Origin of the sequence: Kribbella sp. NPDC051718 (genome assembly GCF_040681515.1) — a bacterium.
Lineage (GTDB): Bacteria > Actinomycetota > Actinomycetes > Propionibacteriales > Kribbellaceae > Kribbella.
Map to the genome: position 1 here is coordinate 1 of NZ_JBFAYZ010000010.1, position 15,478 is coordinate 15,478.

The following is a 15,478-nucleotide window of genomic DNA, read 5'->3' on the forward strand; positions in this document are numbered from 1 at the left end:
TCGGCACGCTGTTGAGTTCTCAAGAATCGGACGCACACCGCGCTTTACTCTTTCAAGTTCAGCTCCGGGGCAACCCGCCAAACATTACTGTTTCGGTCAGCGCCAGTCAAATCGGCGCTTTTCGATCCAGTCACCCGGCAAGACTCAGCGGCTGAAGTCCGCACTAGGCGTGCTTCAGCTCCTGGGATCCTGCTGGGAGTTCGAAGCGACCGGCCGCTTTCGCGTCCCGCACTCGCTCCGACAAAGAGAACAATACACGCCCTGGAGAGTGCTTTTGACCAGGGGTACCGACCCCCGCTGTTCACCAGGACGACTTGGTGATCCCCGGCAGCTCGCCGCGGTGCGCCATCGTGCGGAACCGGACCCGCGAGATGCCCGCCTTGCGCAGGAATCCGCGCGGCCGGCCGTCGGCCACATCGCGGTTGCGAACCCGGATCGGGCTCGCGTCCCGCGGCAGCTTCTGCAGCTTGAGCTGCGCGGCGCCGCGCTCGTCGAAGCCCGACGCCGGGTCCGCGATGATCCGCTTCAGCTCCGCGCGGCGCTCGGCGTACAGGGCGACCGTGCGCTTGCGCTGCTCGTTCTTCGCGATCTTGCTGGTCTTCGCCACCCGCTCCTACCGCTCTTCGCGGAAGTCGACGTGCTGGCGGACCTTCGGGTCGTACTTGCGGATCACGAGCCGGTCGGGGTCGTTCCGCCGGTTCTTCCGGGTGACGTAGGTCGTCCCGGTGCCCGCCGTGCTCCGCAGCTTGATGATCGGGCGGACGTCGTTGTGCTTGGCCATCGAACCCTTCCTTCCGGGCGCCTCCCGGCGCCGTTGACCTCTGTAGCGTTGAACACCCACCACCGGGGCTGACATTCCCGTTGGCAGGAGTGTACGTTGTACTGGTTATCATTTTCAATAACCATCGAGGGGTGCCATGAGCCGTCTGCCGATCACCCTCCTGACGGGCATCGACGAGTCCGTACGCGGTTCCGTCGCCGCCGACCTACTGTCCGTAGCCGGTCAGATCGTCCTGGTCGAGTACGACGTGAGCGGTCTCGCCGGCGGATCCGTCCTACGGATCGCCCGTACCGCGGGAGGCGTGATCGACCGCGAGGTCATCCGGATGGGCCACCCGTGCGTGTCGTGCGCGATGCGCGGCTCTCTGGTCCCTCTCCTGGTGAGCATCGCCGCCACCGAGAAGTACAGCGGCGCGATCGTCTCCGTCCCTGGCGCCGGCGACACCCAGGCTCTGGCCGAGGAGATCGCCCGGGATGCCGGCGACGAGCTCCGCGTGGATGCGGTACTGACGGTCCTCGACACAGGCAGCTTCGCCAAGGACGTGAGTGGTGAGGACCTGATCCACGATCGCGGCATCCCGACGGCGGCTGAGGACGGCCGGGCGATCGCGGAGGTGCTGGTCCGGCAGGTCGAGTACTCGAACGCCGTCATCCTGAGTCAGCCCGACGAGGTGGTCGAAGGCCTGGCCAACGCGCTGAACCCGCAAGCGCAGGTCCGGCCCGCGACCTCGGCGTCGGAGCTGTTCGGAGTACGGCTGCATGATCCGGATGCGGCGGAGGCCTGGGTCGAGCCCGGGTCGATCAGTGCTCCCCTGCAGACAGGCGAGCGGGTGCAGACGCTGGTGTGGCAGTCGGACCGGCCGTTCCATCCGGAGCGGCTGTACGACGTGCTGGAGGATCTGGTCGCCGGCTCGGTCCGCGGCAAGGGGACCGTCTGGCTCGCGTCGCAGCCGCACGCGCGACTCGGGTGGGACAGCTTCGGTACGAACATCGCGCTCGGCGTCCTCGGTCCGTGGCTCGCCGATCTCCCGGTGGAGCGCTGGTCGGAGGTCGGCCAGACCCACCAGGCCCGGTCGGCGCTCGAGTGGCACCCCGAGCACGGCGACCGCGCGTCGTACCTGTCGATCACCGGAATCGATCTGGACCGGCGGGAATTAGCCCGGGTCCTCGATGGTTGTGTCCTTCGTGCGGGTGAGTCAGCAGACCAGCTGACCGATCCGTTCGCCCCTTACCTGGAAGGAAGTAGCGCAGCATGAAGAAGGACATTCACCCCGATTACCGCCGGGTCGTCTTCCGGGACAAGTCCGGCAACTTCAGCTTCCTGACCGGCTCGACCCGCGAGAGCAACGAGACCATCGAGTGGCACGACGGGAACACCTACCCGGTCGTCGACGTCGAGATCTCGTCCGCCAGCCACCCGTTCTACACGGGCCAGCAGCGCGTGATGGACACCCAGGGCCGCGTCGAGAAGTTCAAGAAGCGCTACGGCAAGGCCTGACCAACCCCCTTTCCCCCAGCCCGTCGATCCAGGTGGATCGACGGGCTGTTTCGTTCTCCCGACCGGCCCAGACGTCTCGGATCTCAGACAGATGCTGCTCGGCGGTACTACGTGCGCTGGGTCACAGGACTCACACTGGGCGGGTGGAGCCGGTGGAGATTGTCGGGGCGGGATTGTCGCCGCTTGATGCGGTCGCGCTGGGGCAGCGCCGGACCTTCGTGCGGCTGGGGGACGACGCCCGCAAGCGGATGGCCGCGTCTGCCGAGGCGGTAGCTGAGATTGCGTTGCATCAGCCGGTTTACGGGCGGACGACCGGGGTCGGAGCGAACCGGGATGTACTGACCTCGGATCCGGAGCATGGGGCTCGGCTGCTGGCGTCGCACTCGACGACTGGAACTACGTCGTACCCGAAGGACGTGGTGCGGCTCGGGCTGTTGATCCGGGTCAATCAGCTGGCGTCGGGTGGGTCGGGGCTGCAGCCCGAGGTCGCGGACGCGATCGTCGGGTTGCTGAACGATGACGAGCTGCCCGATCTCCATCGCGGTGGCGCGATCGGTACTGGAGATCTCGGCGCGCTGGCGGAGCTCGGGCTAGCGCTCGGCGATGTCATCGACGGGACGAGTGCGCTCCCGCTGCTGTCCAGCAATGCGGTCACGCTTGCGGAGTGCTGTCTGGCATTCGTCGAGGCGGCGACGCTGATCAACGTCGTACCGCTGGTCGGTGGGCTCTCGCATGTCGCGCTGCGCGGCAATGCCGAGGTGTACGACGAACGCGTCCACGCAGCCCGTCCGCAACCCGGCCAGGTCCGCGTGGCCCGTCGCATGCGCGGACTCCTCGACGAGCTGCCGATCCCGCCGGCCCGGGTGCAGGACCCGTTCGGCCTGCGCGCGTTCGCCCAGGTGCTCGGCCCGGCCGTCGACCATGTCGATGCCTTGGGCAACGCCCTCGCGATCGACATCAACGCCTCCGCGGAGAACCCGCTGGTGGCCGGCGACACCGTGCTCCACAACGGAAACTGGCATGCGATGCCGATCGCGCTGGCCCTCGACTCGCTCCGGCTCAGCCTGCACTCCGTGGCCACTCTGTCCACGTCCCGCGTCGCGAACCTGGTCGACCCCGACTTCACCGGCCTGAGCCGCTTCCTGGCCAGCGGCGCTGAGGCGAGCTCGGGCGTGATGATGATCGAGTACGTCGCCCACGACGCGCTCGCCTCCGTCCGGTCGACGGCCCAGCCGGCCACGCTCGGCACGGCGACCCTCTCCCGGGGCGCCGAGCACCACGCGAGCTTCGCACCGCAGGCCGCAGTACTGACCTGGCAGCTCCTGGATGCACTCCGGGATGTGTTGGCATGCGAGCTGGTGACCGCCGTACGGGCCGCGCGCCTGGCTGGGATACATCCGGAGAAGCTGGCGCCGGCCGCGATCGGGCCTTGGCTGGCCGATGCGCTGGCCGCGCTTCCCGACGTACTGACCGACCGCTCCCTGCGCGACGACCTGGAGATCGCCCGGGGCCTGCTGACCCAGTGGGGCGACCGCCAGGTCGAACACCCTGCCGAGGCGGGTTAGAGCCGCCCGTTGGCCTTCAGGGTGCGGAGGGCCGCGACCGTCACGATGCCGCGGTATTCGAGGGTTGCGGCGACGCCCGGCGGTTCCCAGGTGATCGCCCAGCCGCCGTCTTCCTGCTGGTCGGCGATCAGCCGGTCGAGATGACCCTCGATCTGCTCGTCGGTGAAGAGCTGCCGCCAGAAGCTGTCCGGACTCGGCGCGAAATGGAGAGGCGTCACGCCGTACTCCGGATCGGCGGCGTCGGCCCGGTAGAACCCGAGCTTCGGCAACCAGTCGCGCACTGCCGCGACGTCGGGTGCCGACGTGTGTTCGAGGTACTCCAACGACTCGTGCATCCCGTGCGCGTCCTCCGGGAAACCCTTGGCCAACTCGCTCGCACACCAGGCGGCGGCCTGATCCCGCCATGGGTGCTCGAAGCCCATCGTCTGCAGCCGCCCGACCAGCCCGGCGGTCGGGTTGAGCCCGGGGACATAGGTCCACTCGGACATGTGCTCGGCTCGCGGATATCCCTCGATCGCCGGGGTGGCCAGCGAGACGGCACCATCGTCAGTCGCCACCGACTGCAGCCAGTCGCAGGCTCGGCGTACCAGGTCGTCATCGCGGACGCCCGCGGCGAGCAGTACGTCGAAGGCCGTCTCCACATCGAGCCCGGTGCTGTCCGGACACCGCTTGTCGGGCTCCAGGCCGTGCCCGAACCCGCCATCCGCGTTCTGGTAGCCGCGCAGCGCGTCGACCACCCCGCCCGGATCAGCCCCTTCGAACACCGTCGCGAACAACCGCCGCTCCACCAACCGCGCATCCCGCCGGACAAACTCCCGTGCCGCCTCGAAAATCTCCATGCCCTCACCCTGCCCGATCCTCCACCGCACGTCTTGAACGAATCGGACACATCTATCCAGCACCCGTCACTCCGCATGGCCTGGGATCCTCGGCCGAAGCCGTCGAGTTCCGGTGCGACGACATTCCGGTGGACAAAGGTCACTACGTCACCCAGGAAGACCTCGAAGCCGCTCGCAAGAATTAACCAGCCCCCGCATGGGCATGATCAGCGCCGTGACCGACGATCTGTACGCCGACGTGGCCGATGAAACCCTTGTTCGTCCCGATGGGCGCACAGTCGCCTGGACGAGAACCGGAAGCGGGACGCCGGTGCTGCGCCTCCCCGGTACGCCTGGGTCGCGCTGGAGCATCCGGGCTGATCGAGGGCTCTGGAACGAACGTGGGCTGCAGGTGATCACCACCGAGCGGCCGGGGTTCGGGGACTCGAGTCGGCTCGCCGGGCGGAAGTACCGGGAGCACTCGGACGACTTGGCGGCGATCCTGGATCACCTCGGGCTCGACCGGGTCTACCTGACCGGCGGCAGTGGTGGTGGACCGCACGTTCTGGCGTTCGCGGCGCATCACCCGGACCGAGTGACTGCAGCGACGATCACTGTGGGCTTTCCGCAGTTGGACGACGACGAGTACGACCAGATGATTCCGTTCAACGCCAAAGCCTTCCGGGCCGCCCGGGACGGGGACGAGGCGACGCTGCGAGAGTTGCTCGCCGGTGCCTACGAGGTGGTCAAGACGGCACCGCTGGCCCCGCTGGACGCCGCGATGGCGACCGCGCCGGCGTCCGACCTCGCCGTGATGAGCGACCCGGCCTGGCGGGCCGGACAGGAGCGCGCGACGGTGGCCGCGTTCGCCCAGGGGATGGACGGCTGGTACGACGAGATGCTGGCGATGGGCGGTGAGTGGACCGACATCGACCTGACCGAGATCAAGACCAGCCTGACCTGGTGGCACGGCCCGACCGACCGCAACTGCCCTTACGCGGCGGCCGAACGGCTCGTGAACAAGTTGCCGATGGCAACACTGAAGACGCTCGGCGCCGGCCACTTCGAACCGTACCTGCGTGAAGGCGACATCCTGGACGAGCTGCTCAGCCGTTAGAGCCAGCCGCGGTGCTTGAAGGCGCGGTGCAGGCCGACGCCGACCAGGACCATCAGGAGGATGGCAAACGGGTAGCCCAGCCGCCAGTGCAGTTCGGGCAGGTGGGTGAAGTTCATCCCGTAGACCGAGGCGACCAGCGTCGGGGCGAACAGGATGGCGGCCCACGAGGATCCGTTTGACCTCCTCGTTCTGTCGCAGGCTCAGCTCCGAGAGACGCTGGGTCTCCAGCGTTGTCGACGATCGCCATCAGGGCTCGAAGCGATAGCCCATGCCGGGCTCAGTGAGCAGGTGGACCGGGCGCGCCGGGTCGGCTTCGAGCTTTCGGCGGAGCTGGCCCATGTAGAAGCGCAGGTTGCCGCTGGCCGTCTCGTACCCCGGCCCCCAGACCTCGGTGAGCAGCTGCCGCTGGGACATCAACTTGCCGGGGTGCCGGATCAGCACCTCCAGCAGGTGCCACTCGGTCGGCGTCAGCCGGACGTCCTCACCAGACTCCAGCGTCACTCGCTTCGCCGACAGATCCACCTGGGCACCACCGACGGTGACGACCGGCTGGTCCTGCGCGAGATTGCTGCGCCGCAGTACTGCGCGCATCCGCGCCAGCAACTCGTCGATGCCGAACGGCTTGGTCACGTAGTCGTCCGCACCTGCGTCGAGCGCCTCGACCTTGTCCGTACTGTCCGTGCGCCCGGACAGCACCAGGATCGGCGCCTCGGTCCAGCCGCGCAGCCCGCGGATCACGTCGACGCCGTCGAAGTCGGGCAGCCCCAGGTCGAGAATCACCAGGTCAGGCGGGTACTGCGCGGCCACCTTGAGCGCCGCCGTCCCACTGCCCGCGACGTGCACCTCGTACCGCCGGGCCTTCAGGTTGATCTGCAACGCCCGCACGATCTGCGGCTCGTCGTCGACCACCAGGATCCTGGTCACGCCTGTCCCTCCGATGCGGAACGCTCACGGCTGCCCGGTACCGGTGCGTCCGCCGGCTTCAAGGTTGCCACTGGCAACGACACGACCATCGTGAGCCCGCCGCCGGGCGTGTCCTCCGGTTGCAGCGAGCCGTGCATCGCCTCGGCCAGCCCGCGCGCCAGCGCGAGCCCGAGACCGACGCCGGTGGTGTTGTCAGTGTCACCGAGCCGCTGGAACGGCGCGAACACCCGATCCCGCTCCTCGCGCGGAATGCCCGGACCCCGGTCGATCACGCGGATCTCCACGACGTCACCGAGCGAACTCCCGGTCAGCAACGGCGGCCGGCCCGGCGGCGAGTAGCGGACCGCGTTGGCCAGGAGGTTGGCGATGACGCGCTCCAGCAGCGCCGGATCGGCCTCGACCAACGGCAGGGTGTGCGGGATATCGACGGTGATGTCGGCGGCCCGGTCGCCCAACTCGGCCAGCGAGCCCGGCATGATCTCGTCGAGCGCCATCGGCCGGGTGAAGACCGGTAGTACTCCGGCCTGCAACCGGCTCAGGTCGAGCAAGTTGTCCACCAGCCGGGTCAGCCGGTCGAGTGACTCATCGGCCGTCGCGAGCAACTCGTCCCGCTCCTCGTCGGTCCAGTCGACGTCCGAGCTGCGCAGACTGGTAACGGATGCCTTGGCCGAGGCGAGTGGGGAACGCAGGTCGTGGCCGACAGCGCGGAGTAGCGCAGTACGGAGCTTGTCGGCCTCGGCGAGGGGCTTGGCCTCGGCCGCTGCCTCGCTCAGTCGTGCCTTGTCGACCAAAGCCGCTGCGTGGGCCGCGAAGGCGCCGACCAGACGACGCTCGTCGGCCGCCAAGGAGCGGCCTTGCAGGACGAGTACGAGGTCGTCGCGACCGGGGATCTCCGCGTCTCCGTCCTCCGGGCGCCGGCAGGTCGGAGTACCGGCTGAGGCCAGTGGGCGCCAGGTCTCGGTCAGCTCGTCGGTGTCGATGCGTTCCATCAGGCAGGCGCTCGTCATCCCGAACGCCTCGCGGACCCGCTCGAGCAAGGCGGGCAGGGCGGTTTCGCCGCGTAGTACCGAGCCGGCCAGGGTGGCCAGCGTCTCGGACTCGGCTGCCGACCGCGCGGCCTGGCGCGTACGCCGGGCCGCCCGGTCGACCACCGACGAGACGAGCGCCGCGATGAGCACGAAGATGCCCAGCGCGAGCGCATTGTTCGGCTCGGTGATCGTGAAGGAGCGGGTCGGTGGGGTGAAGAACCAGTTCAGCACCAACGTGCCCGCGATCGCGGTCAGCAGGGCCGGCCACAACCCGCCGACCAGAGCGACCACGACGACGGCGAACAGGAAGGCGAGCACATTGCTGGTCAGGTTGAGCCTGTCGTCGCCGATGCTGAACAGGAAGGCGAACAGCGGCGGTAGCACCACCGCGAGCGTGAACCCGTAGATCAGCCGTCGGCGCGACAAGCTGCCGTGCACCCGCGGCAACCGGCCGCGACCCATCTCCGAGTGCGTGACGATGTGTACGTCGATATCGCCCGACTCCCGAATCGCGCTGGATCCGATGCCCGGGCCGGTGAACAGCGCGGTCAACCGGGACCGGCGGCTGCCACCGAGCACGAGTTGGGTGGCGTTCTCAGCACGCGCGAAGGACAGCAACGCGTCGGGGATGTCCTCGCCGACGACCTGGTGATAGGTCCCGCCGAGGCTCTCGACCAGGGCGCGTTGCTGGGCCAGTGCGGTCGGGTTGGCGCCGGTCAGTCCATCGGACCGGGTGATGTGGACGGCAAGGAGGTCCCCGCCGGAGGAGCGGGCGGCGATGCGGGCGGCACGCCGGATCAGGGTCTCGCCTTCGGGTCCGCCGGTGAGCGCGACGACGACCCGCTCGCGCGCCTCCCAGGTGGAGTCGATGTCATGCTGCGAACGGTACTGCTGCAGGCCCGCGTCGACCCGGTCGGCGAGCCAGAGCAACGCGAGTTCGCGCAGGGCGGACAGGTTGCCGACCCGGAAGTAGTTGCCCAGGGCAGCGTCGATCTTGTCCGCCGCGTAGACGTTGCCGTGCGCCATCCGGCGGCGCAGCGCCTCCGGGGTCATGTCGACCAGCTCGATCTGGTCCGCCGCCCGGACCACCCGGTCGGGCACGGTCTCCTGCTGAGGTACGCCGGTGATCTTCTCGACGACGTCGTTGATCGACTCCAGGTGCTGGATGTTGACCGCCGAGATCACGTCGATCCCGGCGGTCAGCAGCGCGTCGATGTCCTCCCAGCGCTTGGCGTTCCGGCTGCCCGGAACGTTGCTGTGGGCAAGCTCGTCGACGATCGCCACCTCCGGCCGGCGGGCCAGCACGGCGTCCAGGTCCATCTCGGTGAAGCTGGCGCCGCGGTAGTCGATGATCTTGCGCGGTACCACCTCGAGGCCGTCGAGCATGGCGGCGGTGTGCTCGCGGCCGTGGGTCTCGACGTACCCGACCACGATGTCCGTGCCGCGCTCGCGCCGGCGCTGCGCCTCGCCCAGCATCTTGTAGGTCTTGCCGACGCCGGGCGCGGCACCCAAGTAGATCCTCAGGTGCCCGCGACCGCTTCTGCTCATCTGTCCATCGTCTCAGTTATCCCAGTGCGACCAGGTCGGCGTTCAGGGTGACCACGTTCACGCTTGGTTCGCCGAGGAAGCCGAGAGTCCGTCCGTGAGTGTTGTCCTTCACCAACTGTTGCACCTTGGCCACGTCGAGCCCACGCTCCCGGGCGACCCGGTTGACCTGCAGCGCGGCGTACGCGGGGCTGATCGCCGGGTCGAGGCCGCTGCCACTGGCGGTCAGCGCGTCCGGCGGCACCTGGGACGGATCGACGTTCTCGAGCTTGGCGACCGCCGCCCGGCGCTCGTCGATCAGCTTGACCAGGTCCGCGTTGTTCGGCCCGTACTGCGAGGCCGCGCTGCCCGCGCCGTCGTACTTGACCGCCGACGGCCGGGTCTGGAACAGCGTCAGATCCTTCGAGTAGTCCTGCCCGATCAGGTCGGAGGCGACGTCCTTGCCGTCGACCTGGACGATCGAGCCGTTCGCGTTGTCGTGGAACAGCGCCTGCGCGGCCCCGGTCATCGCGAGCGGGTAGATCACCCCCAGGCCGAGCGTGAACACCGCGATTGCCCGCGTGGCGACCCCGAACTGACGGAACGTCGCTGGAAGTCTGCTGGACATTGTCTGGATGCCTTTCAGCCGATGCCTGGGATCAGGGAAATCAGCAGGTCGAGAAGTTTGATACCGATGAACGGGCTGATCAGCCCGCCGACGCCGTAGATCAGCAGGTTGCGGCGCAACATCGCCGATGCCGAGGACGGCTTGTACTGGACCCCGCGCAGCGCCAGCGGCACCAGCGCCACGATCACCAGCGCGTTGAACACGATCGCCGACACGATCGCCGACTGCGGCGAGTGCAGCTGCATGATGTTCAGCTTGTCCAGGCCCGGGTAGGCCGCGGCGAACAGGGCCGGCAGGATCGCGAAGTACTTGGCCACGTCGTTCGCGATCGAGAACGTGGTCAGTGAGCCCCGGGTGATCAGCAACTGCTTGCCGATCTCGACGATCTCGATCAGCTTGGTCGGGTTGGAGTCGAGGTCGACCATGTTGCCGGCCTCCTTCGCGGCCGACGTACCGCTGTTCATCGCGACCCCGACATCGGCCTGCGCCAGCGCCGGAGCGTCGTTGGTGCCGTCACCGGTCATCGCGACCAGTCGGCCGCCCTCCTGCTCCTTCTTGATCAGCGCCATCTTGTCCTCGGGCGTCGCCTCGGCCAGGAAGTCGTCGACCCCGGCCTCCTCGGCGATCGCCTTCGCCGTCAGCCGGTTGTCACCGGTGATCATCACGGTCCGGATGCCCATCGCGCGCATCTGGTCGAAGCGCTCGCGCATCCCTTCCTTGACGACGTCCTTGAGGTGGATGACACCCAGCGGGCGGGCCACCCCTTCCTTGGCGATGGCCACGACCAGCGGCGTACCGCCGGACGCGGAGATGCCGTCGACGATCTCGCCGAGCTCGGCCACCACGGTGCCGCCCTGATCGTGGATCCAGGCGGTGATCGCACCGGCCGCGCCCTTGCGGATCTGCCGGCCGTCCACGTCCACGCCGCTCATCCGCGTCTGCGCGGTGAACTCGACGAAGGTCGCGTGCGGCAGCTCACCGGTGTGCCGCTCCCGCAGCTCGTACTTCGTTTTGGCGAGCACCACGATGGAACGGCCCTCAGGCGTCTCGTCGGCCAGGCTGGACAGCTGGGCAGCGTCGGCCAGCTCGGTCTCGCTGACGCCGGCGAGCGGGATGAACTCGGACGCCTGCCGGTTGCCCAGCGTGATCGTTCCGGTCTTGTCGAGCAGCAGCGTGTTCACGTCACCCGCCGCCTCGACTGCACGACCGGACATCGCCAGCACGTTGCGCTGCACCAAGCGGTCCATCCCGGCGATACCGATCGCCGACAGCAGCGCGCCGATGGTGGTCGGGATCAGACAGACCAGCAGGGCGACCAGGACGACGACGCTCAGGTCGATCCCGGCGTACTTCGCGAAGGTCGGCAGCGTCACGGTCGCGATCAGGAACACGATGGTCAGGCTGGCGAGCAGGATGTTCAGCGCGATCTCGTTCGGCGTCTTCTGCCGCGACGCGCCCTCGACCAGCGCGATCATCCGGTCGATGAAGCTCTCACCGGGTTTGGTGGTGATCTTCACGATGATCCGGTCCGACAGCACCTTCGTACCGCCGGTGACCGCGCTCCGGTCGCCGCCGGACTCCCGGATCACGGGAGCCGACTCGCCGGTGATGGCCGATTCGTCGACGCTGGCGACGCCCTCGATCACGTCCCCGTCGCCGGGGATGATCTGGCCGGCCTCGACGACCACGAGGTCACCGAGCTGCAGCTGGGCAGCCGGTACCTCCTGCTCGCTGAGGCGGTCCGCGGACAGCTTGCGGGCGGTCGTCTCGGTCTTCGCCCGGCGCAGGGTGGCTGCCTGGGCCTTGCCGCGTCCTTCGGCGACGGCCTCGGCCAGGTTGGCGAACACCACGGTCAGCCACAGCCAGACCACGATCCACCAGACGAACACGCTGGAGTCGGTGAAGGCGAGGATCGTGGACGCGACCGCGCCCACCTCGACCACGAACATCACCGGGTTCTTCACCATCACCCGCGGATCGAGCTTGCGCAGCGCGTCCGGCAGCGAGGTGAGCAGCATCTTCGGGTCGAACAGGCCCGAAGCGGCCTTCTTGGGAACCGCGTCCGCCTTGGGGGCGGGCGGGCTTACGAGCGTGGTCACAGTCCCTCCGCGAGGGGTCCTAGAGTCAAAGCAGGGAAGTAAGTCAGGCCGGTGACGATCAGGACGACACCGACGAGCATCGTCACGAACAGGGCCTTGTGGGTGGGCAGCGTGCCCTCGTTGACGGGCACCGGCTGCTGCTTGGCGAACGAGCCGGCCAGCGCCAGCACGATCACGATCGGCACGAACCGGCCGAGCAGCATCACCAGCCCGAGAGCCGTGTTGTAGAACGGGATGTTGGCGCTGATCCCGCCGAACGCGCTGCCGTTGTTGTTACCGGCCGAGGTGAACGCGTAGAGCACCTCCGAGAACCCGTGCGGGCTGTCGGTGTTGAAGATCGACGCCCTCGCGGTCACCAGCCCCATCGCGAGCGAGGCGCCCACGAGCACCACGGTCGGCGTGGCCAGGATGTACAGCGAGACGAGCTTCATCTCGCGCGCGGTGATCTTCTTCTTCAGGTACTCCGGGGTGCGGCCGACCATCAGTCCGGCCACGAAGACGGCCAGTACCGCGAGCACGAGCATGCCGTACAAACCGGTTCCGGTACCGCCCGGGCTGACCTCGCCGAGCATCATGTGGAACAGGGTCGTACCGCCACCCAACGGGGTGAACGAGTCGTGCGCGGAGTTGACCGCGCCGGTCGACGTACCGGTGGTCGAGCTGGCGAAGAGGGCCGATGCCCATTCGCCGAAGCGGGTCTCCTTGCCCTCCATCGCGGCTCCGGCCGCTTGCGTCGCAGTACCGGCGCCCCGGTTCTCGAAGAAGGTCGCGGAGAAGGTGAAGGCGGCCCACAGAGTCCCCATCACGCCGAGGATCGCGTAGCCCTGCCGCTTGTCCTTGATCATCAGGCCGAAGGTGCGGGTCAGGCAGACCGGGATCACCAGCAGCAGGAAGATCTCGAACAGGTTGGACAGGCCGTTCGGGTTCTCGAACGGGTGACCGGAGTTGGCGTTGTAGAAGCCACCGCCGTTGGTGCCGAGCTCCTTGATCACCTCCTGGCTCGCCACCGGGCCACCGGGCAGGTGCTGGGCCTGGCCAACGACCGAAGTGACCTCGTGACCGCCGGAGAAGTTCTGGACGACGCCCATCGCGACCAGCGCGAGGGTGCCGATCACAGCGATCGGTAGCAGGACACGGACGACCGTGCGGGTCAGGTCGACCCAGAAGTTGCCCAGCCGGTCCGTCTTCGAGCGGGCGAAACCGCGGATCAGGGCGATCGCCACGGTGATACCGACAGCGGCCGAGAGGAAGTTCTGCACCGCGAGGCCGGCGAACTGGACCAGGTGACCCATCGTCGCCTCGGGCGAGTAGGACTGCCAGTTCGTGTTCGACACGAAGGACGCGGCGGTGTTGAAGGCCAGTCCCGGCTCGACGTTCGGCAGTCCCAGGGAGAGCGGCAGATGCGACTGCAGCCGCTGGAGGAGATACAGGAGAATCAGCCCGACGGCCGAGAAGGCCAGCAGGGACCGTGCGTACACGGCCCAGGTCTGGTCGGCCTTGGAGTCGACCCCCAGCAACTTGTACGTTCCGCGCTCGATCCGGGTGTCCTTGTCGGACGTGTAGACCCGGGCCAGGTAGCCGCCGAGCGGGCGGTACACGGCGGCCAGGAGCGCGACCAGCAGGCCGACCTGGAGCAGGCCGGCGGCAGTGTCGGACATCAGAACCTCTCGGGGAAGATCAGGGCGGCGATCAGGTAGAGGACCAGGGCCGCGGCCACGACGAGGCCGGCGATGTTCTCGGCGCTCACAGCTTCTCCACCCCTCGCAGCGCGAACCAGACGGCCGCGAAAGTCGCTACACACAGGGCGAGGTACAGCACGTCTTTCACGGCTGCCCCCACCTCTCAGCAAAGGTGCTCATGTCTTCACTGAACTGCTTTGTTTGCGCAGTCAGGAGCGTTCTCGCACGTCTCTCACACCCGGCCACCCAGCTCTCACGCGTCTCTCGCATACTTACGCCTGGTACGAGCAGCCCCCGACCAGAGTTAGGGAAGACCGCAGTGACTGAAGTGGACAACCAGGAGTTCTCCGCCACCGGGGAGCAGTTCTTCTCCGAGGAGAGCCGCAAGGCGCTGGCCGAGGCCAGCCGCCAGCTGGCCGAACGCCTGCAGGCCCACACCGAGGCCCTGCTGGCGATGACCGGTGACGAGGACCAGAACACCCTCTACGAGCAGAACGCCGCGCTGGAGGAGCTCGTCGAGGGCTGGAACGACGCCGTCTTCGAGCACACCGGGACCGCGCCCCTGCTACTGGACGACGAGGCCGCCGAGGACGAGGACGACGAAGAGGCCGAGGAGCCCGACCAGGTGATCAGCGTGGTGTCGCGGTTCGACCTGCGGGTGGTCGACCTGGACGCGCTGCTCGAGGCCGGCAAGTCGGCGCAGGAGCGGCACCCGGCCGAGCTCGACGAGTCCGGCGAGCGGGAGCCGGTCGAGACGGCCGAGCAGGCCATCTACGAGATCAGCCGCGAGGTCGGCGAGGCGTGGTTCGAGCTGCCGGGTGTCGACCTGGTCGCCGGGGCGCGCGCGTACGTAGTACCGGAATGGCCGTTCGAGCCGCTGGAGGCCGACGCCGAGGACGTCCTCACCGAGCTGAGCGCCCCCAACGGCACCATCACCCACGCGGAGACCTGGGCCTAGACCTTCAACTCGCCGTCGACAACCGTGACGGCATGGCCGCTGAGCTGCACCCGATCACCGGCCAGCAGGACTCGTACGACCCCGCCTCGGGCGGAAGCCTGGTACCCCACCAGCTCTTCCCGCCCGAGGCGCTTCGCCCAGTACGGCGCCAGGCCGGTATGCGCGCTCCCTGTCACGGGGTCCTCCGGAATCCCGTGCCCCGGCGCGAAGAAGCGCGAGACGAAGTCGTACTCCGCGGCCGGCCCCGTGATGATCATGCCGCGGAAGCCATCTCGCTGCGTCAGCTCCGCCACCGCGGCCGAATCAGGGGTGGCGGACCGTACCGCTTCCTCGTCCGCCAGCACCGCCAGCAGGTCACCCAGCGGTTCGGTGCGATAGGTCTCGACCGCTGTCGCTCCGAGCGCTTCGGCCAATCCGGCCGGTACTTCGATCGCCGCCGGTGGCGAGGCCGGGAAGTCGAGCGTGATCGTCTCGCCCTCGACCGACGCGACCAGGATCCCGCTCAGGCTGCTGAAGCGGACCGGCCCGTCCACCAACCCGTCGGCGGACATCGCGTGCGTGGTCGCCAGCGTCGCGTGGCCGCACATCTTCGCCTCGACCGTGGGCGTGAACCAGCGCAGATCCCAGTCCGCGTCCGGGTCGTCGGGCAGCGGACGCGCGAAGGCGGTCTCGGACAGGTTCACCTCGGCGGCGATCTGCCGCATCCGGCTCTCCTCGGGCCAGGGACCGGCGTCCAGTAGGCACACTCCGGCCGGGTTCCCGGCGAACGGCTGGTCGGTGAACGCGTCGACGATTCTGATCCGCATGGTCCGACGCTAGGCGCGGGCGGCTCGGCGAATCCATAACCAATCGACGAGGAG

The 15,478-nt window shown here is 68.3% G+C and carries 16 protein-coding genes; 5 read left to right on the forward strand and 11 right to left on the reverse strand.

Translation table 11 applies throughout. The features are described from left to right. Positions 1 to 301: 301 nt before the first annotated feature. Both rpsN and rpmG read right to left on the reverse strand, forming a co-directional pair. Positions 302 to 607 carry a 30S ribosomal protein S14 gene (gene rpsN / locus AB0M15_RS31455; RefSeq protein ID WP_363826054.1) on the reverse strand — a complete coding sequence of 102 codons (306 nt, stop codon included), beginning with the start codon at positions 605 to 607 and terminating at the stop codon, positions 302 to 304. 6 nt (positions 608 to 613) lie between these two features. Continuing rightward, complete coding sequence (gene rpmG, locus AB0M15_RS31460; RefSeq protein ID WP_363826057.1) at positions 614 to 781, reverse strand: 50S ribosomal protein L33; 168 nt, start codon at positions 779 to 781, stop codon at positions 614 to 616. A 136-nt stretch (positions 782 to 917) separates the two neighbouring features. On the opposite strand from rpmG, the gene AB0M15_RS31465 reads away from it, so the two are divergent. The 3 genes from AB0M15_RS31465 (at position 918) to AB0M15_RS31475 (ending at position 3,843) form a co-directional block, all read left to right on the forward strand. Next, positions 918 to 2,036: a GTP-binding protein gene (locus tag AB0M15_RS31465; protein ID WP_363826061.1), complete on the forward strand. Its 1,119-nt coding sequence runs from the start codon at positions 918 to 920 to the stop codon at positions 2,034 to 2,036. Next, complete coding sequence (locus AB0M15_RS31470) at positions 2,033 to 2,278, forward strand: type B 50S ribosomal protein L31 (RefSeq protein WP_328330752.1); 246 nt, start codon at positions 2,033 to 2,035, stop codon at positions 2,276 to 2,278. The genes AB0M15_RS31465 and AB0M15_RS31470 overlap by 4 nt, the downstream gene beginning before the upstream one ends. 152 nt (positions 2,279 to 2,430) lie before the next feature. Next, positions 2,431 to 3,843, forward strand: coding sequence for an aromatic amino acid ammonia-lyase (locus AB0M15_RS31475; protein ID WP_363826066.1), 1,413 nt, complete (start codon positions 2,431 to 2,433; stop codon positions 3,841 to 3,843). On the opposite strand, the gene AB0M15_RS31480 is transcribed toward AB0M15_RS31475, so the two are convergent. Beyond that, positions 3,840 to 4,682 (reverse strand): hypothetical protein, encoded by an 843-nt coding sequence (locus tag AB0M15_RS31480; RefSeq protein WP_363826069.1) that lies wholly within the window; start codon positions 4,680 to 4,682, stop codon positions 3,840 to 3,842. The two genes, AB0M15_RS31475 and AB0M15_RS31480, sit on opposite strands and share 4 nt — an antisense overlap. 214 nt (positions 4,683 to 4,896) lie before the next feature. Between AB0M15_RS31480 and AB0M15_RS31485 the strand changes: the two genes are divergently transcribed. Further along, a complete protein-coding gene (locus tag AB0M15_RS31485; RefSeq protein ID WP_363826073.1) occupies positions 4,897 to 5,778 on the forward strand; it encodes an alpha/beta hydrolase in 882 nt (293 codons plus the stop codon). Here AB0M15_RS31485 and AB0M15_RS31490 read toward each other — a convergent pair. The 7 genes from AB0M15_RS31490 to kdpF form a co-directional block, all read right to left on the reverse strand. After that, on the reverse strand, positions 5,775 to 5,894 hold the full coding sequence (locus AB0M15_RS31490) for a CorA family divalent cation transporter (protein WP_363826076.1): 120 nt from the start codon (positions 5,892 to 5,894) through the stop codon (positions 5,775 to 5,777). The genes AB0M15_RS31485 and AB0M15_RS31490 overlap by 4 nt on opposite strands. Before the next feature lie 130 nt (positions 5,895 to 6,024). Beyond that, positions 6,025 to 6,702 (reverse strand): response regulator, encoded by a 678-nt coding sequence (locus AB0M15_RS31495; protein WP_328330762.1) that lies wholly within the window; start codon positions 6,700 to 6,702, stop codon positions 6,025 to 6,027. After that, positions 6,699 to 9,278 carry a DUF4118 domain-containing protein gene (locus AB0M15_RS31500; RefSeq protein WP_363826080.1) on the reverse strand — a complete coding sequence of 860 codons (2,580 nt, stop codon included), beginning with the start codon at positions 9,276 to 9,278 and terminating at the stop codon, positions 6,699 to 6,701. The genes AB0M15_RS31495 and AB0M15_RS31500 overlap by 4 nt, the downstream gene beginning before the upstream one ends. 16 nt (positions 9,279 to 9,294) lie before the next feature. Next, entirely contained in the window at positions 9,295 to 9,882 is a 588-nt protein-coding gene (kdpC, locus tag AB0M15_RS31505; RefSeq protein WP_363826083.1) for a potassium-transporting ATPase subunit KdpC, read from the reverse strand. A 14-nt stretch (positions 9,883 to 9,896) separates the two neighbouring features. Then, a complete protein-coding gene (gene kdpB, locus AB0M15_RS31510; RefSeq protein WP_363827166.1) occupies positions 9,897 to 11,915 on the reverse strand; it encodes a potassium-transporting ATPase subunit KdpB in 2,019 nt (672 codons plus the stop codon). A 62-nt stretch (positions 11,916 to 11,977) separates the two neighbouring features. Further along, on the reverse strand, positions 11,978 to 13,639 hold the full coding sequence (gene kdpA / locus AB0M15_RS31515) for a potassium-transporting ATPase subunit KdpA (protein WP_363826086.1): 1,662 nt from the start codon (positions 13,637 to 13,639) through the stop codon (positions 11,978 to 11,980). Further along, entirely contained in the window at positions 13,639 to 13,728 is a 90-nt protein-coding gene (gene kdpF, locus AB0M15_RS31520) for a K(+)-transporting ATPase subunit F (protein ID WP_137256202.1), read from the reverse strand. The genes kdpA and kdpF overlap by 1 nt, the downstream gene beginning before the upstream one ends. Before the next feature lie 251 nt (positions 13,729 to 13,979). Between kdpF and AB0M15_RS31525 the strand changes: the two genes are divergently transcribed. Next, positions 13,980 to 14,618, forward strand: a complete 639-nt coding sequence (locus AB0M15_RS31525) for a hypothetical protein (RefSeq protein ID WP_363826090.1) — start codon at positions 13,980 to 13,982, stop codon at positions 14,616 to 14,618. Here the strand turns inward: AB0M15_RS31525 and AB0M15_RS31530 are convergent. After that, a complete protein-coding gene (locus tag AB0M15_RS31530; protein ID WP_363826093.1) occupies positions 14,615 to 15,424 on the reverse strand; it encodes a PhzF family phenazine biosynthesis protein in 810 nt (269 codons plus the stop codon). The two genes, AB0M15_RS31525 and AB0M15_RS31530, sit on opposite strands and share 4 nt — an antisense overlap. Positions 15,425 to 15,478 lie beyond the last annotated feature (54 nt).